The following is an 18,015-nucleotide window of genomic DNA, read 5'->3' on the forward strand; positions in this document are numbered from 1 at the left end:
GGCTATCGTCATCCGTCCAGTCGCCATCGACATCCGCATGAGTTCTGAGAATCTAGGACGGACATCGCTGACCGGAATCGGGCCAACTGATCGTCTGCGTCCTATGGCGGTTCCGATTGTCCGACAATTGGCGTGGCATGACGCATTGTCGTCCCGATTCGGTCGCTCCCGGCCTGCACCGCTTCGCCTACCAAGATCAGGGTTGGCGCCGTTGCGGCGAGCGCGCGGGTCGCCAGTCCGAGAAGGTCGAGGCGCGTCGACAATATCATTTCGTGCGGCAGGCTGACATTGCAGGCGATGAGGACCGGCGTGCCGCCCGGCATGCCGTTGGCGATCAATTGCCGGGAAATTTCGGACGCCGCGTCGCGTCCCATATAGAAGGCGAGCGTGGCGCCTGCGCGCGCGAGATCGTGCCAGTCGAGATCGAGCGCCGCGCCCCGGCGACTGTGCGCGGTGACGAACCGGACTTCGCGTGCCACGCCGCGCAGCGACAGCGAAACGCCTGCGGAAGCCGCCGCCGCGCTTGCGGCCGTGACGCCGGGGCAGACATGGACCGCGCATCGCGCCGTGCGGAGAGCTTCCATTTCTTCGTTCGAGCGGCCGAACAGCGAAGGATCGCCGCCCTTGAGCCGGACGACGCGTCGGTCCGCGGTCGCGGCGGCGACGAGCATCGCGTCGATCGTCCGCTGGTCCTGCGAATGGCGGCCCGAACGTTTGCCGACCGGGACGCGTTCCGTTCCGGCCGGAATGAGGTTGAGGATCTCGGGCCCCACGAGCGCGTCGTAAAAGACGATGTCGGCGCGTTCGATCAGCCGCACCGCCTTCATCGTCAGATATTCGGGATCGCCCGGCCCCGCACCGACGAGCCATACCGTGCCGGGGGCGAAGTCGTCAGGCTGCATGGCTGGTCTCCTCGGTCAGGATGCGGGCGAGTGCGGGGCGGCACGAGCCGCAGTTGGTTCCCGCGCCGATGGCGTTGCCGATAGCGGCGACATCGGCGAGGCCTTGATCGCGGATCGCCGCGACGATCGTCTTCAATCCCACATCGAAGCAGCTGCAGATGATTGGCCCGCGGTCGGCCTGCACGCCCGGCGCGCGGCCCGCGAGCAGCGTCGGCGCAACTTGCGGCGCCGAAAGTTGCGCGATCAGCCAGTCGCGCGGCGGCAATTCGCCGTTTTCAGTCAGGAACAGCGCGGCGGCCAGCCGGTCGTTGGCGATCACTGCGACGCGGCGCGTCCCGCGTCCCGCATCGACCGCTTCGATGCGCTGTCCGGCAGGAAGCAGCGTTTCGAGCCGCTTGGGATCGCCATTGCCCGCGACCTCCCACATCACCCCCGACGGCACGGCGACGCGCGTCGCCCACAGGCACGGCGGGCGTTCGGCAAGTTCGCCCCTCGACAGGATGAAGCCGCGCCAGCGCACCGCGACCGGCTCGATTGCGGCGGGCGTCCGCTTGAACCCCGGCTGGCCCGAGATGGGATCGACGAGCGGGCGGGTGAGAAGGCCGGTACGCCCGCCGCTCGATGTGCGATCGGTCCAATGGATCGGCACGAAGAGTTCGCCGCGGCGCTGGCCATCGTGGAGTGCGACGCGAAAGATGCTGTCGCCCTGCGGCGTCGAAACGCGCGCGAGGCCGCCGTCTGCAAGGCCGAGCCGCTCCGCATCGGCGGGATGCACCTCGACCAGCGGTTCCTCGCGATGGCGCGCGAGCTTGGGCGCAAGGCCGGTACGCGTCATCGTGTGCCACTGGTCGCGGTAGCGCCCGGTGTTGAGCGTGAGCGGCCATTTTTCGAGCGGTTCGGGCAGCGGCTTTTGCGCAACCGCGATCAGGCGCGCGCGTCCGTCCTCGGTTGGATAGCGGCCGTCGGCAAACATCTGCTCGCCGCCCCAGCGAAAGGGTTCCATTGCATCATAGGCGGCGTTGCCGCCATGCGCTGCGCCGGGGAGGGCGAAAAAGCGCGCGCCGTCATTCTCATAGGTCGAAAGGCGGCAATGCTCGCGCCAGATGTCGGCTGGGCGGTCATAGGCGAAGGCGTTCTTCCACCCCATCCGCCGTGCGACTTCCTTGACGATCCACCAGTCGGGCATCGCTTCGCCGGGCAGGGGAAAGAGCGCGCGCTGGCGGCTCACCGTGCGGTCGCTGTTGGTGACCGTTCCGTCCTTTTCGCCCCATGCGGCGGCGGGCAGGCGGACATGGGCGAAGGCGCCCGTGTCGGTTTCCTCGATCACATCGCTGACGACGACGAAGGGGCAGGCGGCGAGCGCCTCGCGCACGCGGCCCGCGTCGGGCATCGATACGGCGGGATTGGTCGCCATCACCCACAGTGCCTTGATGCGGCCCTCGCCGATGCTGCGAAACAGGTCGACCGCCTTCAGCCCCGGCTTTTCGGCCACCGCGGGCGCAGCCCAGAAGCGCGCGATGCGTTCGCGATTGTCGTCCGCGAAATCCATATGCGCGGCGAGCGTCGAGGCGAGCCCGCCAACCTCGCGCCCGCCCATCGCATTGGGCTGGCCCGTGATTGAAAAAGGCGCGGCACCGGGCTTGCCGATGCGCCCCGTCGCGAGATGCAGGTTGAGGATGGCATTGCCCTGATCGGTGCCGATTGTCGACTGGTTCACCCCTTGGCTGAACAGGGTGATGGTGCGCGGCGTCGCGGCGAACAGCTCATAGAAATGCCTGAGGTCGGCGACGGGCACGTCGCAAGTGCGCGCGACCGACCACAGGTCATTCCCCTCTCCAAGCTGATCCCAGAAATCTTGCGGAACGGCTACATGCGCGGCGAGATAAGCGTCGTCGACCACACCCGCCTCGCGGCAATGCTGGAGCAACCCGTTCATCAACGCGACGTCGCTGCCGGGGCGGAGCGCAAGATGCAGGTCGGCCTCTTCGGCGGTCTCGGTGCGGCGCGGGTCGATGACGACAAGCTTCGCGCCCGCATCGCAACGTGCGCGGATGCGCTGATAGACGATCGGGTGGCACCAGGCGGTGTTGCTGCCGACGAGAACGATCAGGTCGGCGGCATCAAGGTCGTCATAGGTCGCAGGGACGATGTCTTCGCCGAATGCGCGCGTGTGCGCGGCGACGGCGCTCGACATGCAAAGGCGCGAATTGGTGTCGATGTTCGCCGAGCCGATGAAACCCTTCATCAGCTTGTTGGCGACATAATAATCCTCGGTCAGCAACTGCCCCGACACGTAAAAGGCAACGCTGTTCGGGCCGTGGCGCGCGATGGTGTCGCGAAACTTCTTCGCGACGAGGTCGAGCGCCTTGTCCCAGCTCGCGCGCTTCTTGCCGATCATCGGATGGAGCAGGCGGCCTTCGAGTCCGACTGTCTCGCCGAGATGCGTGCCTTTGGAACAGAGGCGGCCGTGGTTCGCGGGGTGGTCGGGATCTCCCGCGATTTCCAGCGAGCGCTCGCCCGTCACCGTCGCGCGAATGCCGCAGCCGACGCCGCAATAGGCGCAGGTGGTGCGGATGGCATCGGCCATCAGGCAGCGGCCTTCAATGTGCTTGCCCGGCATATCAGCACGCGCCCGCCGTCGATCTTGACCGGCACCGTCGGCGTGCAGCCCTTGTCATCGCCGAGCGCCTCGCCCGTGGACAGGCTGATCCGCCAATTGTGCAGCGGACAGGCGACCGCCCCGCCATGGACGATGCCCTGCGACAGGCGGCCGCGCTTGTGCGGACAGCGGTCGAGCAGCGCGAAGACCTTGCCCTCCGCCGTGCGGAAGACGGCGATGTCGTCGCCGCCCTCGACCTGCACCGTGCGGCTGCCGCGAACGGGGATCTGGTCGACCCAGCCGATGTCGAGCCATTCCGCGGTCGTCGTCATGCGATTTCCTTTTGGGGCGTGAATCGCGCCATCGGCGCATGATGTTCGGCCTCGGCGCCCTCGGCACGCTGTGCCCATGGGTCGTCCTGGCTGAAGCTTTGCGAGTAGAGGAAGCGCGCGCGCAGCGCCTCGCGGCCTGCCTCGTCGTCGACGATGCGCGCCTTGATATGCTCGAGCCCGACGCGCTCGATCCACGGCGCGGTCCGCTCGAGATAGCGCGCTTCCTCGCGATAGAGCTGGATGAAGGCAGCGCAATGGTCCATCGCTTCCTGCTCGGTCGCAACCTTGCAGAGCAGGTCGGTCGCGCGGACATGGATGCCGCCATTGCCGCCGACATGCAGTTCATAGCCGCTGTCGACGCAGACGACGCCGAAGTCCTTGATCGTCGCCTCGGCGCAGTTGCGCGGGCAGCCCGACACTGCGATCTTGAACTTGTGCGGCATCCAGCTGCCCCAGCTCATCCGCTCAAGCTTGACGCCGAGCCCGGTCGAATCCTGCGTGCCGAAGCGGCACCATTCGGACCCGACGCAGGTCTTCACGGTGCGCAGCGCCTTGCCATAGGCGTGGCCCGAGACCATCCCCGCGGCGTTGAGGTCGGCCCAGACGGCGGGCAGATCCTCTTTCTTTATGCCGAAGATGTCGAGCCGCTGGCCGCCGGTGACCTTGACCATCGGCGCTTCATACTTCTCGACGACATCGGCGATCGCGCGCAGTTCGGTTGGGTTGGTCAGCCCGCCCCACATGCGCGGGACGACCGAGTAAGTGCCGTCCTTCTGGATATTGGCGTGGAGCCGCTCGTTGACGAAGCGGCTTTGCTGGTCGTCGACATATTCGCCGGGCAGCGCGCAGAGCAGATAATAATTGAGTGCGGGGCGGCACGCGGAACAGCCATCGGGGGTCGACCAGTGGAGCTTCTGCATCACCTCGGGGATCGAGCGCATATCTTGCGCGACAATCTCGCGGCGGACGTCGTCGTGGCCGAAGCTCGTGCATTTGCACATCGTCTTGGGGCCGCTCTGCACATCGTCGCCCAGCGTCAGCGCGAGGAGATTTTCGACGAGGCCGGTGCAGCTTCCGCAGCTTGCCGAGGCCTTGCAGCTGCCGCGCACGGCGTCGAGGCTGTGCGCGCCCTTGGCGATGCACGAGACGACCTGGCCCTTGGAGACGCCGTTGCAGCCGCAGATTTCCGCATCGTCGGAAAGCGCCGCAACGGCCGCCTTAGGGTCCGCCTGCCCACCCCCGGAGGCGAAGGCCTGGCCAAAGATCAGCACGTCGCGCAGGTCGGACACGTCCTCCTGCTTCTTGAGCAGATCGAAATACCAATTGCCGTCGGCGGTATCGCCATAGAGCACCGCGCCGACGATGCGGTCGTCCTTGACGATGACGCGCTTGTAGACGCCGCGGCTGGCGTCGCGCAGGACGATATCCTCGCACCCGTCGCCGCCCGAAAAATCGCCCGCCGAAAAGACATCGATACCCGACACCTTGAGCTTGGTCGAGGTGACCGAGCCGCGATAGCCCGTCGGCGTTTCGACCAGCCCGTCGGCGAGGCTGCGGCACATATCCCACAAGGGTGCGACGAGGCCATAAACCTGCCCGTCATGCTCGACGCATTCGCCGACGGCGAGGATATCGGCATCGCTCGTCACCATATGATCGTCGACCTGGATGCCGCGCCCGACCGCGAGCCCCGCTTCGCGCGCAAGCGCGGTCGAGGGGCGGATGCCGACCGCCATGACGACGATGTCGGCGGGGATCAGCGTTCCATCCTTGAGCTTCACGCCTTCGACCTTGCCGTTGCCAATAATCTCGGCGGTGTCGGCGCCGGTCAGGATCGTTTGGCCGCGTGCTTCGAGCGCCTGTTTGAGCAGCCATCCCGCCGCCTCGTCGAGCTGGCGTTCCATCAAGGTCGGCATCAGGTGCAGCACCGTGACCTTCATGCCGCGCAGGGAGAGGCCGTGCGCGGCTTCGAGTCCCAGCAGGCCGCCGCCGATCACCACCGCGCTGCCTCCCCTTTCGGCGGCACTCAGCATCGCGCCGACATCGTCCATGTCGCGAAAGGCAATGACGCCGGGCAGGTCCTTGCCGGGGACGGGGATGATGAAGGGGTCGGAGCCGGTCGCGATGAGCAGCTTGTCATAGCTCTCGCTGACCCCGCCGCGCGTCGTCACCGTCTTCGCTTCGCGATCGATCGTGACCACCGGGTCGCCCGCGACGAGCGCTATGCCGTTTGCCGCATACCAGTCGGCATCGTTGATCACGATATCGTCGAAGCATTTTTCCCCTGCGAGCACGGGGGAGAGCATGATGCGGTTGTAATTGACGCGCGGTTCGGCGCCGAAAATCGTCACGCGGTAGCGCGCCGCGTCGCGCGCAAGCAGTTCCTCGACCGCGCGGCAGCCGGCCATGCCGTTGCCGATGACGACGAGGTGCTCGCGCGTGTCGCTTTCGGCCTTGATCGGGCGATGTTCCATCAAAGTATCCAGTCCAGTTGAAGCCAGAATTTGTCGGTGTCGGTCGCGAAGCCGTCGGCACGGTAGCGGGCATAGCGCGCCGAACCCGTCACCTTGCCAAGCTTGCCGCTCGCGAGCAGGTCGATTTCGTCGCCATAGGCGCGGTGCGCGCGGTCGCTGCGATAGTCGTGATAGGCGGCCTGCAGTGTCACGGCCTTGAGCGGGCCGACCGCCTTCCAGCTCCAGCCCGCGGTCGCATAGAGGTCGCGCACTCCATCGGGCGGGGTGACGAGGAATTTGTCGGCCCAGCCCTGGAATTTGAACCCGGTCGCGAGCGGAGTCTGGAAGCTGGTCAGCGCGGCCCCGTTGTCGGCGCCGAGTATTTCATACCCGACGCCGACCCGGGGTCCGCCGAGGTCGAGAGCGACGTCGGCGATCCAATAGTCGGAAGAATAGTTGTTCGGATTGCGGTCCCAATCGGACTGGCGCGCATAGCTGAATTGATAGGCGATTTTCGCTTTGCCGATGGGCTGGTTGCCATCGAGCCGCAGGCCATAGCTTTGGCTCGACAGCCGAAAACCCTGAACCGCTGCTTCGTCCTGATCGACGAGATAGGCGAAGGCCGTGACTTTTCCGACGGGCGTCTGCGTGCTCAGATTGGCAAGGACATTGTCCCCCGACACCGCCTGCTGCCGCGTACCCGCGCCGTCGATGCCCCAAATGGTGCGCACGCTCCACGCATAGGCGATGTCGGCCTTCACGCCCTGCGCGGGCACGATTTCGGCACGCACCGCGTCGTAACTCTGGCCATTCTGGCGAAAGCCGACACCGCCAACGAAGCGTTCGTCGTCAAAGCCCAGCTTTTGCCGCCCGGCGGTGATCGCAAAGCCCGGCGAAGCATAGCGGAGCTGCGCGCGGGCAAGGGCGATATTCTGGGGATCGGCGACCAGCGGCAGCGTTGCCGGGCCGTGGAGGCCATCGAAATAGTCGTCGACGATCGCGAGGTTCCCCTGGCCCTCGACGAGGGCCGACCAGCGCCCCGCCTTTGCCTCGACCCCGGCGCGGACGCGCAGGGTCAGCGCGTCGGCGTCGGCGGCGACTCCGTCCTGATCGACGGTTTCATAGCGCAGCCGCGCCTCGCCGAGCGGCTTCAGCCCGATGGCCTGGGCGTGAGCCGCCCCGGCCGGCGCGAGCGCCAGCAGCAGGATGAGCGTGCGGTTCATGGGTCAGATCCGCACGCCTTCGGCCGCGCCCCAGGTGCGACGCCATTGGCCCTTGACGAGCGTCAGCGCGACGAGCGCCGCGACCGCGAGTCCGGCGAAGATATAAAATCCGGGTGCGAAGCTGCCCGTCCACTGCTTGGCGAAGCCGAGCGAGGAGGCGAGATAGAAGCCGCCGACCCCGCCCGCCATGCCGACGAGTCCTGTCATCACGCCGATCTCTGCCGAAAAGCGCTGCGGAACGAGCTGGAACACCGAGCCATTGCCCGTGCCGAGCGCGAGCATCGCGACCACGAACAGTCCGAGCGCGGCCGGCAGGCTGTCCGCCTGCGGCACCCCGGCGAGCGCCAGTGCCGCGACGACGAACACCATCATCAGCGCCTTGACCCCGCCAATGCGGTCGGCGAGCGCGCCGCCGAAGGGGCGCACGAGCGACCCGGCAAATACGCAGCCCGCAGTGCAATAGCCCGCAAGCACCGGCGTCAAATCGAACTGGTCGGTGAAATAGATGGTGAGCGATGCGGCGAGGCCGACGAAGCCGCCGAAAGTCACCGAATAAAAGGCCATCAGCCACCAGGCATCGGCGCTTTTGAGCGGCTGGAAATAGTCGACCAGCTTCTTGGGCGCGGGCGCATTCGGCGCATCCTTCGCCATGAAGAGATAGAGGACGAAGACGATCGACAGCGGGATGCAGGCGAGGCCGAGCACGGCATTCCAGCCGAACAGCTTGGCGAGACCCGGAGCGAAGAGCGCGGCGAGCACCGTGCCCGAATTGCCCATGCCGGCAAGCCCCATCGCCTTGCCCTGATGTTCGGACGGATACCAGCGGCTCGCGAGCGGCAGCGCGATCGCGAAACTCGCCCCGGCAAAGCCGAGGATAACGCCCAGCGCGAGTGTGCCCTCGAAGCTGTTCACGCCGGCGACCCATGCCGTGAACAGGCCAGCTATGACGATCGCCTGACTGATCGCGCCCGAACGCTTCGGCCCGATGCGATCGACAAGCAGGCCGTTGACGACGCGCAGCAGCGCCCCCGCGAGCGTGGGAACTGCGACCATCAGCCCCTTTTGCGCCGGGGTCAGCCCCAATGTTTCGGAAATTTGCGGCGCGAGCGGGCCGAGCACTACCCACACCATGAAGGCGAGATCGAAATAGAGAAAGGCGGCAATCAGCGTGGGCAAATGCCCGCTCGACCAAAAGCTCGTCTTTCCACCCGCTGCACTATCACCCGTGTTTGCCATCGTCCGTCCCCTTGTGTGACGGGCAATAAAAAAGCCGCCAGGACGGCGGCCATGCGGGCGCATCCTGACGGCTTCATTGCCTGTGGGATAACGGGGAAAAGGCTCCCCGTCCGCCTGCGGTCCGGCCCCGGCGCTGGAGCCTCTTCCGCCTTATCCTGCCCCGGCAGCCCTGCCGAGTGCGATTAACCTGCCTGATTCGCGTGTTCGCCGCAAGCGGTTATTTCGCAGGTGCAGCATAAAATTCGAGACGGGGAATTTGTCAGGGCAATTCCGAAAGATAGCTTTCGATATCGTCCGGATCGAAGGCGCGGCCGTCGAAAAAGCGGTCGCTGCCGAGCATCAACCGCCCCTGCACCGACCCCGCACCGGTGGGGCCTTCGAGGCCTCCTTCGAGCTTCGAACTCGCACCCGGAAGCGGCGCGGCGGAGCCCGCAAGCGCGGCGCGATAAAGGTCGGGCCGGAACACGTCGGTCGCCGTCGCGGCGTCGCGCGGCGAATAGGAAAGCCCGTCCCAGCGCGTCATCTGCGAGTAGAGCCAGGCCGCCTGGCTGCGCCAGGGGAAGTTCGCCGCCTCGCGGTACTGGAACATGAAATCGGGATAGTGAAGGGGATTGCCGCCGGGAACGATGCGGATACGGTCGGTGATCGCGCGCAGCACCGCGTCCTTCGGCGCGTCGAGATATTCGCTCCGTGCGAGGATCGCGGCGCATTCCTCGGCGGCCTCGGGATCGACGAAATGCGCCGCCGCCTTGTGGAGCGCGCGGATCAGCGCGAGCACGGCATCGCGGCGATCGTCGGCGATCGCCGTCCGCATCGCGAGCACCTTTTCGACGCCGCGCCGCCAGATTTGCGCAGTGGCGAGTGCAATATGGCCGACACCGCGGTCGACAGCGATCGAGTTCCACGGCTCGCCGACGCAGATGCCGTCGACCTCGCCCGCCGCGAGTGCGTCGGCGGCAAAGGGCGGGCTGGTGACGACGATCTCGACATCCTCATCGGGACGGATGCCGACGCCCGCGAGCCAATAGCGCAGCATATAATTATGGCTCGAATAGCGGTGGACGACGCCGAAGCGCAGCGGCCGCGCCGGCTTTCTCGCGACGGCGATCGAGCGCAGCGCGGCACCGATCGCCGCCGGGTCGCCCAACGTGGCTCCCAGTCCGACTTCCTTTGCCAGCGTGGTCGAAAAGGTCACGGCATTGCCATTGAGTCCGAGGACAAAGGGGACGGCGAGCTCGACCGGCGGCCGATCGCGGCCCAAGGCTGTCGCTATGGCGAGCGGTGCAATCAGATGCGCTGCGTCGGTGTGACCATAGAGCAGCCGGTCGCGCACCGTCGCCCATGTCATATCGCGCACCGGCTGGACCTCGACACCTGCTTCGGCTGCAAAGCCCAGCTCGTGCGCAAGGATTGGCAGCGCTGCATCGACGAGCGGAAGGAAGCCGATACGGAAAGTTTCGCGGCTCACGGCTGGTCCCCCATCAATTCTTCGCTCGTGATGATCGCCTCGGCGATTTCGGCGATCCGGCGGTTTGTGCGCATCGCCTGCCCGCGCAGCAGCGCATAGGCCGCCGGCTCGTCGATCTGGCGGCGCTTCATCAAAATGGCCTTGGCGCGGTCGATCGCCGTACGGTCGGCGAGCGCGCCCTTTGCCTCGTCCAGCTCGCGCTGAAGGCGCGAAAAGGCCTGGAAACGGCGCACCGCCAGATCGACGACGGGCTTGATCCGTTGCTTCGACAGCCCGTCGACGACATAGGCCGACACGCCCGCATCGATCGCTGCGCCGGTCGCCTCGGCATCGCTCTGATCGACGAACATCGCGATCGGCTTTGCGAGCGCGCGCGACACGGTAAAGAAATCCTCGAGTTGGTCGCGGCTTGGATTTTCGAGATTGATCAGCACGACCTCGGGGGCTGCCGCTTCGATCTGTGCGGCGAGGGGGCCTGCGGGCTCGATGATCACCAGATCGTCGAGCCCCGCTTCGCGCAAGCCGTCGGATATGACGGCTGCTCGCCCCGCGCTGGTGTCGATAATCGCGATCCTCATGATCGGGCCTTTACGCTGCAGCGCACAAATCGACCAGTAGGTTTCTCTCCAAAGTGCCGATTCAAGAGCGAATGCATGATGTTGCGTAATTATCTTACGCGTTGGGGCGCAGAGAATGCGGCTGTGCGTTCGTCAGCCCCGCGTTCCGTCAGCCTTGCATCACAGGTCGCGCAGCGGATTGGCTTCGGCTGCCTGTTCGCGCGTCAGAAGAGCCCGGGAAGCTCGCGCTGGGCGACGCTGGGTTTTTCCGGAACCAACATTTCGGGTTGGCTCACGGGCGTCGCAGAGCGTGCCGACGCGGCTCCCGCCTCGGCTCCGGCAATCTGCGCTGCGCAGCCGCGACCGGCGAGGAAGTCGATCGCCGTGCTTACCGACGCTTCGCGTGGGTCGCCGAGCGGGAACGACATATCGTCGGCTGCGGCGCAGTTGTTCGCAATCTTGGGCGCCAGCCCGTCATAATAGTCGCCCTGACCGGCCCCGTTCGCGGTCGCAAAAGCGACGACGCGCATCCGGTCGTCGCACTCGGCCTTGTCGAGCGCAATCTGCCCAACCGGCTTGCCATAGGTATTGGCGCCGACCAGCGTCATGTTGGTGCCCAGCCACGGCAGCATCCCGTTGATGACGAGTTCGCTCGCCGACGCGGTCGAACCGGTGCCGATGAAGGCGATGCGTGTCGGCGCGATCGATTCGGGCTGCACGGTAAAGAAGTGCCGATCATTCTCCGCCGATTTCGACGAGCGGAAGACCGTTTGCGAGAAAATCTCGGACGATGTGCGGTTGCGGCCGAGCAAATCGCCCATCAGTTCGGCAGTCGAAACCAGCCCGCCGCCATTATAGCGGAAATCGATGATGACGTCGGTCACGCCCTGCGCGCGGAAATCGGCAAAGGCGGTGCGAAGCTGCGCATTGGCCGAGGTGATGAAGGTGCGCAGGTTGAGATAGCCGTAGTTGCGTCCGCCATCGCTGATGATCTTGGCGCCATAGCGGTCGGAAACGGGGTCGAGCGAATAGTTGGCCTTGGTCACCGTCACGTCGCGCGTGCCGCTTGCGTCGCTGATGCGCAACACGCGCGCGACGCCGGGGTCGCTCGGGCCGAGCGCGGCGGTGATGCCAGCGGTGCCTTCGGCGGCGACGATGTTGGCGATCGTGCGCAAATTGCTGCTGCTCGTCCCGATCGCGAGGATGCGCGTGCCACGGTCGACCCCTGCGGCAAAGGCGGGGGCGTTTTCGTAAGCTTCGGCGATGACCACCTGCTGCGTGCCCGCATCATAGGAGAGGCGCACGCCAAAACCGGCGCTTGATCCGCTCGCATAATAGGCATTTTCTTCGGCGATAGAGGTAATGTAGGTGAAATAGCGGTCCTTGCCCAATGCGCGCGCGGGCGCGACGAGCGCGTCGATATAGGCCTGGACATTCGCGTAGCTCGCCGGATTGACGCTGCTCGCGACATCGCCGGGGAACAGATACCATTCGTCGATTACCGCCTTGGCAAAGCTCTGGCGCGCCGAAAGCGAGCAATTGGCAGTCGGCGTCGGCGTCGGTGTCGGTGCGGTGCCGATCGGGCCGCTGCCGCCGCCTCCATTGCCGCCTCCCCCGCACGATGCGAGCATCAGCGCCGCAAGCGAAACGGCCGCCACCGATTGCCTGTATCGATTCAAAGGCATTCTCCCGGTTCCCCCCAACATACGCGAGCCGACATAAATCGGCGATGAATTGCGCGCGTCACCGTTCGCCGTCCTCGGGCGTGCCGCGTCCCTTGAAGCCTTGCGCAATCACATAAAGCTCGGGCGATCCCTTGCGGCTCGCCGGCGGCTTCGCATGTTTGACGGTCGCGAAATTCGTCTTGAGCAACGCCAGCAGTTCGCGGTCGGCGCCGCCCGCGAAGACCTTGGCGACAAAGGCGCCGCCGGGCTGCAGCGTCTGCACCGCGAAATCGGCGGCGGTTTCGGCGAGCGCAATCGTGCGGAGGTGGTCGGTCTGCGGGTGACCGACCGTGTTCGCCGCCATGTCCGATACGACAAGGTCGGGCGCGCTGCCGAGCGCATCGATCAGCGCATCCGGGGCCGCATCGTCCATGAAATCCATTTCGAGGATCGCGACCCCCTCGATCGGCTCGCATGCCAGCAGGTCGATACCGGCGACGCGGGCGCGCGGGTTGGTCTTGCGCACGACCTGCGACCAGCCGCCGGGCGTGATGCCAAGGTCAACGACCGCGCGCGCCTTTTTCAGGAAGCCGAATTTCTCGTCGAGTTCGATCAGCTTGTACGCGGCGCGCGAGCGATAGCCTTCGGCCTGCGCGCGCCGCACATAGGGATCGTTGAGCTGGCGTTGCAGCCAGCGCGTCGACGATGCGGTGCGTCGCCGCGCGGTCTTGACGCGCTCGTGCAGACCACCGCGACCGCTGGCGCCGCCACTTCCCCCTTTGCGCTGGCTCATTTGCGGAACTCGCGCCGCGTCACGGGGATGTCGCGGCCCTGCCGCGCGAGCGTGCGCAAGATGCCCTCGCGAATGCCGCGGTCGGCAACGCCGACGCGCGCTGCGGGCCACAGGTCGATGATGCTTTCGAGGATCGCGCAGCCCGCGACGACCAGATCGGCGCGTTCGCGTCCAATGCATGCGATCTCGGCGCGGTCGGCAAGGCTCGCCTCGGCCAGACGGCGGCTGATCCCGCGCATCGCTTCGGCGGGAACCGCAAGGCCATCGACCGCGCGGCGGTCGTAGCGCGGCAGGTCGAGGAAAACGCTGGCAAGCGTCGTCACCGTCCCGCTGGTGCCCAGGAGGCGCAGCGGTTGCCCGGCAAAGCGTTCGGCGCGTCCGGCGAAATCGGCAAAGGCGCTGCGCGTCACCTCCCGCATCCGGGCATAGCTTGCCTGCCGTGCGGCGAGGCTGTCTTCGGTCAGCGGGCTATATTCGGTCAGCGAAACGACGCCCCACGGGACGCTGATCCAGTCGCGGATGTCGACATCATTGTCGGAAATATCGACGTGCATCAATTCGGTCGATCCCCCGCCAATGTCGAAAATCAGCGCCGGGCCGTCTCCGGGCTCCATCAGATTGTGGCAGCCGAGCGCCGCGAGGCGCGCTTCCTCGGCCGCCGAGATGATGTCGAGCGCGATTCCCGTCTCGCGCTTGACGCGTTCGGCAAGTTCGGCGCCGTTCGACGCGCGGCGGCACGCTTCGGTCGCAACCGCGCGCGACAGGGTAACGTGGCGGCGGCGCAACTTGTCGGCGCAGATCGACAGCGCGGCGACCGTGCGATCCATCGCTGCTTCGCTGATTCGGCCGCTATGGTGCAATCCCTCGCCCAGGCGCACGATACGCGAAAAAGCATCGATGACGACAAGTTCGCCGTCCTGCGGTCGGGCGATGAGGAGGCGGCAATTGTTGGTGCCGAGATCGATGGCGGCATAGGTCCGCGGCCGGTCGAAAGGCAGGGGGCGCGTGCCCGCACCCGTCCTGATCCGTCCTTTTGCCGCCGACCCGGGCCGCGGCGGTCGCCCCGATGGCGCTGCCATTTGCCGCATGGCTATTCTAACCTGTCCAATCACGCGCCCGCGCGAAGCCGCGAGCGTGCACTTGCCGCCAGCCTAGGCCTCGCCGCGCGCGAAGGCAAGCCCGGCTCCCGGCGGGCCGAATCGACGCAAAAACCCCGCCCGGTGCGGGACCGGACGGGGGCAAGGGACTACAGAAATTTATTGGGGGTCGGGTCTGCGCTTAGCGGCGGCAGCCGTCATTCCCCTTGTCGATCGCGCGGCCCGCGATGGCGCCGACGGCGCCGCCGATGATCGTGCCGACGGTCTTGTCGCCGCGGCCTGCGATCTCGTGACCGGCAAGGCCACCCGCGATCGCGCCGATGATGGTGCCGCCCGTGCCATTGTCGCACTGGCGATAGTGGCGGCGGTCGCCACGATAATAGCGACGGTCGCTCCGGTAATCGCGGCGGTCATAGCGGCGATTGTCGCGACGGTCATAGCGACGGTCGTCGCGGTCGTAGCCGCTGTAATAGGTGTCATAGCCGCCGTTGTAATAGCCGTGCTGGGCTGCGGCAGGGGTTGCGACGCCGAGTGCCGAAACCGACATCAGGGCGGCGAGGGGGAGGGTCAGTTTCTTGATCATTGTCATACTCCAGCTTCGTCGGTGTGCCCTTTATGGGGCGGGGTTGGGTCGTTGATGGTCTTTTGCCCGATTCGTTTTGAGCGAACCCTGAACGCCGCGGTTGGCTGGCGTTCAGATTGGCGTGCGCTTGCGACTTGCGCAGCGGGGGCATCGCGCCCTATCGCGGCGCCGATGCGCCGCATTCTGCTCGCCGCCCTCCTTTTCCTCCTCCTCGGCCCGGTCCCGTGGAGCGCGCAGCGTCGGGTCCAGATGATCGAGAGCGATTTGGCGAAGGCCGTACCGCTTGCCGCCCCGCGCGCTGCGGCCGGCGCTCTCCGCTATGTCCGCGGCTGGCGCCTCGAAAGCCGCGACAGCCGCTTCGGCGGCTTTTCGGCGTTGGCCGAAGTGGCGCCGCGGCAGTTTCTGGCGGTCGCGGACAATGGCCGCTGGGTGCGGATCGATCTGCGCGGCGACAAGCCGCGCCTTGACCTTGGCGGCCTTCCCGACATGGGTGACGAACGGCGCAGCAAGGGGCTCCGCGATGTCGAGGCGATGGCAACCGATCCTTACAGCGACCGGGTCTGGCTCGCGCTCGAAGGCGATCATCAGCTATGGCGGCTCGACAAGGGGCTTGGCCGCATCGCGGCGCGGCGCCGGCTTCCGTCGGAAAATTGGGGCGCAAATCGCGGCGCCGAGGCGATGGCGCGGCTTCCCGACGGACGCTTCATAATATTTGCCGAGAGCCGCGCAGGCGGCGGAGCGACCGAGGCGCTGCTTTATGCAGGCGATCCCGTCGAAGGCGGTATGCCGCTACGCTTTCGATACGATGCCGAAGGCAAGGGCGCGGTCGCCGATGCCGCCGCGCTTCCCGACGGGCGAATCCTGCTCGTTCACCGCAAGCTCGGCTGGAACCCCGTGTTCACGACGATCGTCGCGGTCGCCGACCCCGCCGCAATCCGAGCCGACAGCATCTTGCGTTCGCGCGCGGTCGGAACGGTCCCGGCGGCGATTGCCGACAATTATGAAGGCGCCGCCGTCACCGAGGCGTCGGGGCGCACCTATCTGTGGCTTGTGTCCGACGATAATTTCCAGCGCTGGCAACGCAGCCTGCTCGTGCAGTTCGAACTCGTCGGCCTGTCAGCCGGACAGCAAAAAGGCGGCGCCGTTTCCGGGCCGCCTTGATGCAGTTCAGCGGAGGCTGGGCTTAGGCGGCCTTTTCGGCCAGCTTCTTTGCCACTTCCTTCTTCAGCTTGCGGGCATTGGTCGAAAGCTGATCGTCGCCGGCCTTCATCAGCCAGTTGTCGAGGCCGCCATTATGCTCGACCGAGCGCAGGCCGTGCGTCGACACGCGCAGCTTGACGCCCTTGCCGAGCGCGTCCGACAGCAGCGTCACATTCTGCAGGTTCGGCAGGAAAGTGCGCTTCGTCTTGTTGTTGGCGTGGCTGACGTTGTGGCCAACCTGGCGGCCCTTGCCGGTCAGTTCGCAAATGCGCGACATTGTCTTCGTCCTCACAAAATCTGGGCGGCGCGCCGGTTGGCGCGGAAAGCGCCGAAAAGACCGGTTGGGCCGGGAAAGGCGCGCGCTTACCGGCTTGCAGGAGATTCGTCAAGCGCATAGGCCGTCATCATGGCCTCCTTCCCGCTGCCCTCCCATATGCGCCGCGCGCTCGATCTGGCGCGGATTGCCGCCGAATGGGGCGAGGTGCCCGTCGGCGCGGTGATCGTCAAGGACGGCGTGATCGTTGCCGAAGGGCATAATGCCCCGCGCGAATCGCACGACCCGACCGCGCATGCCGAAATCGTCGCGATGCGCCGCGCCGCTGCCAGGCTCGGCAACGAGCGGCTCGATGGCTGCGACCTTTATGTCACGCTCGAACCCTGCGCGATGTGTGCAGGCGCCATTGCCCATGCACGGATCGCGCGGCTTTATTATGGCGCCGACGATCCCAAGGGCGGCGCGGTCGCGCACGGCCCGCGCCTTTTCGCGCAGCCGACGATCCACCACCGGCCGGAAATTTTCGACGGCATCGGCGCGGGCGAGGCGGCGGCGCTGCTGAAGGATTTTTTTGCCGCGCGGCGATGAATATGGCGCGGTCCGGTTTGGGGGTGTTAGCGGACTTTACCTGTAGACTGTTACACTTAATATAGCACGGCCTGTTGGAGCATAATCTCGTGTCTATCCTTCTTGCAATCGGCCTCGCCTCTTCGGTGCCCCTGATCGACGTTCACCGTCATGCCGGATGGCCGGACAGCGATGGCGATGCAGTGCAACGCGGGCAACTGGAGGAGCTTGAGAGGAACGAGGTCGAAGTGGCCGTTGTGGCCGTCACGAACGAGGCAGACGTCGAGCGCTGGCAGCGCAAAGGCATCATCGTTGGCACCTGGATTGTCTGCCCGCGCAACCAAGGCGAGCCTCGCTACCACTGCTTCCCGGATAACGAGGGTTGGGCGGACCCCGTTTGGCTGGAGGAAGAACTCGCGGCCGGAAGAGTTCATGCCTTCCACGAACTCACTCCAAGCTATTCTGGCATTTCGCCTGCCAATCCGCGTCTGGAGCAGTATTGGGCGCTTGCGGAAGCATACGACGTGCCTGTAGGCGTCCACACGCAGAGGGGTCCTCCGCCGGGAGCAAGGAACAGTATCCGATCCGAACCTGACTGCTGCCCAAATTACGATCCGGAGATGGGTAATCCGGCACTCCTTCGACCGGTTCTTGCGAGACATCCGGACCTTCGCATCTGGCTGCAACACGTTGGCGCGGGACGTGGAGACCACCAGGCGTTCTGGCCGGAAACGCTGGCTCTCCTGAACGACTATCCGAACGTGTATGTGGATCTGTCGATTACGAACGGAGCAATGCCACTCGAAGAGTACGAGGCAACGTTGCGAAGGTTGATCGATGAAGGCTTCGGCGACAGGATCATGTTCGGAAGCGACAATCTACCAATCGGCCCCATCCTCCAGCGGATCGAGGGCTTCACGTGGCTGGATGACAATCAGAAGCAGGCAATGCTGCACGGCAACGCCACGAAGTTCTTTCGATTGACCGAGTAAGTCCGCAACCGGTCGATTTCAGACCTTCGTCATCCCGGACCTGATCCGGGATCCACGGCCGCGCTGAAGGCATGG

16 protein-coding genes are annotated in these 18,015 nt (G+C 65.9%); 3 read left to right on the plus strand and 13 right to left on the minus strand.

Going from position 1 to position 18,015, the window contains the following annotated elements; translation table 11 throughout:
• Positions 1–101 precede the first annotated feature (101 nt).
• The 12 genes from cobA to H7692_RS10490 all read right to left on the minus strand — a co-directional run bounded on the left by cobA (position 102) and on the right by H7692_RS10490 (position 14,907).
• The gene (cobA, locus tag H7692_RS10435; protein ID WP_222136787.1) at positions 102–902 is read right to left on the minus strand and encodes a uroporphyrinogen-III C-methyltransferase; all 801 of its coding nucleotides are present in this window, start codon (positions 900–902) and stop codon (positions 102–104) included.
• Complete coding sequence (locus tag H7692_RS10440; RefSeq protein WP_222136788.1) at positions 892–3,489, minus strand: nitrate reductase; 2,598 nt, start codon at positions 3,487–3,489, stop codon at positions 892–894. The genes cobA and H7692_RS10440 overlap by 11 nt, the downstream gene beginning before the upstream one ends.
• On the minus strand, positions 3,489–3,833 hold the full coding sequence (gene nirD / locus H7692_RS10445) for a nitrite reductase small subunit NirD (RefSeq protein WP_222136790.1): 345 nt from the start codon (positions 3,831–3,833) through the stop codon (positions 3,489–3,491). Before nirD ends, H7692_RS10440 begins: the two co-directional genes overlap by 1 nt.
• Positions 3,830–6,307 (minus strand): nitrite reductase large subunit NirB, encoded by a 2,478-nt coding sequence (nirB, locus tag H7692_RS10450; RefSeq protein ID WP_222136792.1) that lies wholly within the window; start codon positions 6,305–6,307, stop codon positions 3,830–3,832. Before nirB ends, nirD begins: the two co-directional genes overlap by 4 nt.
• Complete coding sequence (locus H7692_RS10455) at positions 6,307–7,509, minus strand: hypothetical protein (RefSeq protein ID WP_222136794.1); 1,203 nt, start codon at positions 7,507–7,509, stop codon at positions 6,307–6,309. Before H7692_RS10455 ends, nirB begins: the two co-directional genes overlap by 1 nt.
• Positions 7,510–7,512: 3 nt before the next feature.
• Positions 7,513–8,745, minus strand: a complete 1,233-nt coding sequence (locus H7692_RS10460; RefSeq protein WP_222136796.1) for a nitrate/nitrite transporter — start codon at positions 8,743–8,745, stop codon at positions 7,513–7,515.
• Between the two features lie 259 nt (positions 8,746–9,004).
• A complete protein-coding gene (locus tag H7692_RS10465) occupies positions 9,005–10,213 on the minus strand; it encodes a CmpA/NrtA family ABC transporter substrate-binding protein (RefSeq protein ID WP_201928348.1) in 1,209 nt (402 codons plus the stop codon).
• Positions 10,210–10,791 (minus strand): ANTAR domain-containing response regulator, encoded by a 582-nt coding sequence (locus tag H7692_RS10470; protein ID WP_201928347.1) that lies wholly within the window; start codon positions 10,789–10,791, stop codon positions 10,210–10,212. Before H7692_RS10470 ends, H7692_RS10465 begins: the two co-directional genes overlap by 4 nt.
• 203 nt (positions 10,792–10,994) lie before the next feature.
• On the minus strand, positions 10,995–12,455 hold the full coding sequence (locus H7692_RS10475; protein ID WP_222136798.1) for a S41 family peptidase: 1,461 nt from the start codon (positions 12,453–12,455) through the stop codon (positions 10,995–10,997).
• A gap of 58 nt (positions 12,456–12,513) precedes the next feature.
• The gene (locus H7692_RS10480) at positions 12,514–13,227 is read right to left on the minus strand and encodes an RlmE family RNA methyltransferase (RefSeq protein WP_201928345.1); all 714 of its coding nucleotides are present in this window, start codon (positions 13,225–13,227) and stop codon (positions 12,514–12,516) included.
• Positions 13,224–14,315, minus strand: a complete 1,092-nt coding sequence (locus H7692_RS10485; RefSeq protein ID WP_201928344.1) for a Ppx/GppA phosphatase family protein — start codon at positions 14,313–14,315, stop codon at positions 13,224–13,226. The genes H7692_RS10480 and H7692_RS10485 overlap by 4 nt, the downstream gene beginning before the upstream one ends.
• A gap of 190 nt (positions 14,316–14,505) precedes the next feature.
• Positions 14,506–14,907 carry a glycine zipper 2TM domain-containing protein gene (locus H7692_RS10490; RefSeq protein WP_201928343.1) on the minus strand — a complete coding sequence of 134 codons (402 nt, stop codon included), beginning with the start codon at positions 14,905–14,907 and terminating at the stop codon, positions 14,506–14,508.
• A gap of 171 nt (positions 14,908–15,078) precedes the next feature.
• Between H7692_RS10490 and H7692_RS10495 the strand changes: the two genes are divergently transcribed.
• On the plus strand, positions 15,079–16,068 hold the full coding sequence (locus tag H7692_RS10495) for an esterase-like activity of phytase family protein (protein ID WP_227340136.1): 990 nt from the start codon (positions 15,079–15,081) through the stop codon (positions 16,066–16,068).
• A 22-nt stretch (positions 16,069–16,090) separates the two neighbouring features.
• Here H7692_RS10495 and rpmB read toward each other — a convergent pair whose 3' ends face one another.
• Complete coding sequence (gene rpmB, locus H7692_RS10500; RefSeq protein ID WP_201928341.1) at positions 16,091–16,384, minus strand: 50S ribosomal protein L28; 294 nt, start codon at positions 16,382–16,384, stop codon at positions 16,091–16,093.
• 129 nt (positions 16,385–16,513) lie between these two features.
• On the opposite strand from rpmB, the gene tadA reads away from it, so the two are divergent.
• Both tadA and H7692_RS10510 read left to right on the plus strand, forming a co-directional pair.
• Entirely contained in the window at positions 16,514–16,969 is a 456-nt protein-coding gene (gene tadA, locus H7692_RS10505; RefSeq protein WP_222136802.1) for a tRNA adenosine(34) deaminase TadA, read from the plus strand.
• Positions 16,970–17,043: 74 nt separating this feature from the next.
• On the plus strand, positions 17,044–17,940 hold the full coding sequence (locus H7692_RS10510; protein ID WP_227340137.1) for an amidohydrolase family protein: 897 nt from the start codon (positions 17,044–17,046) through the stop codon (positions 17,938–17,940).
• Positions 17,941–18,015: the final 75 nt, after the last annotated feature.

The sequence above is a fragment of the Sphingopyxis sp. P8 genome (assembly GCF_020622175.1).
GTDB lineage: Bacteria > Pseudomonadota > Alphaproteobacteria > Sphingomonadales > Sphingomonadaceae > Sphingopyxis > Sphingopyxis jiangsuensis.

Coding starts and splice junctions, on each gene's coding strand:
- tadA (WP_222136802.1), top strand. CDS start 16,514: ATGGCCTCCTTCCCGCTGCCCTCCCATATGCGCCGCGCGCTCGATCTG.
- H7692_RS10475 (WP_222136798.1), bottom strand. CDS start 12,455: ATGCCTTTGAATCGATACAGGCAATCGGTGGCGGCCGTTTCGCTTGCG.
- H7692_RS10440 (WP_222136788.1), bottom strand. CDS start 3,489: ATGGCCGATGCCATCCGCACCACCTGCGCCTATTGCGGCGTCGGCTGC.
- cobA (WP_222136787.1), bottom strand. CDS start 902: ATGCAGCCTGACGACTTCGCCCCCGGCACGGTATGGCTCGTCGGTGCG.
- H7692_RS10480 (WP_201928345.1), bottom strand. CDS start 13,227: ATGAGCCAGCGCAAAGGGGGAAGTGGCGGCGCCAGCGGTCGCGGTGGT.
- nirD (WP_222136790.1), bottom strand. CDS start 3,833: ATGACGACGACCGCGGAATGGCTCGACATCGGCTGGGTCGACCAGATC.
- H7692_RS10470 (WP_201928347.1), bottom strand. CDS start 10,791: ATGAGGATCGCGATTATCGACACCAGCGCGGGGCGAGCAGCCGTCATA.
- H7692_RS10495 (WP_227340136.1), top strand. CDS start 15,079: ATGCGCCGCATTCTGCTCGCCGCCCTCCTTTTCCTCCTCCTCGGCCCG.
- H7692_RS10490 (WP_201928343.1), bottom strand. CDS start 14,907: ATGATCAAGAAACTGACCCTCCCCCTCGCCGCCCTGATGTCGGTTTCG.
- rpmB (WP_201928341.1), bottom strand. CDS start 16,384: ATGTCGCGCATTTGCGAACTGACCGGCAAGGGCCGCCAGGTTGGCCAC.
- H7692_RS10460 (WP_222136796.1), bottom strand. CDS start 8,745: ATGGCAAACACGGGTGATAGTGCAGCGGGTGGAAAGACGAGCTTTTGG.
- H7692_RS10485 (WP_201928344.1), bottom strand. CDS start 14,315: ATGCGGCAAATGGCAGCGCCATCGGGGCGACCGCCGCGGCCCGGGTCG.
- nirB (WP_222136792.1), bottom strand. CDS start 6,307: ATGGAACATCGCCCGATCAAGGCCGAAAGCGACACGCGCGAGCACCTC.
- H7692_RS10455 (WP_222136794.1), bottom strand. CDS start 7,509: ATGAACCGCACGCTCATCCTGCTGCTGGCGCTCGCGCCGGCCGGGGCG.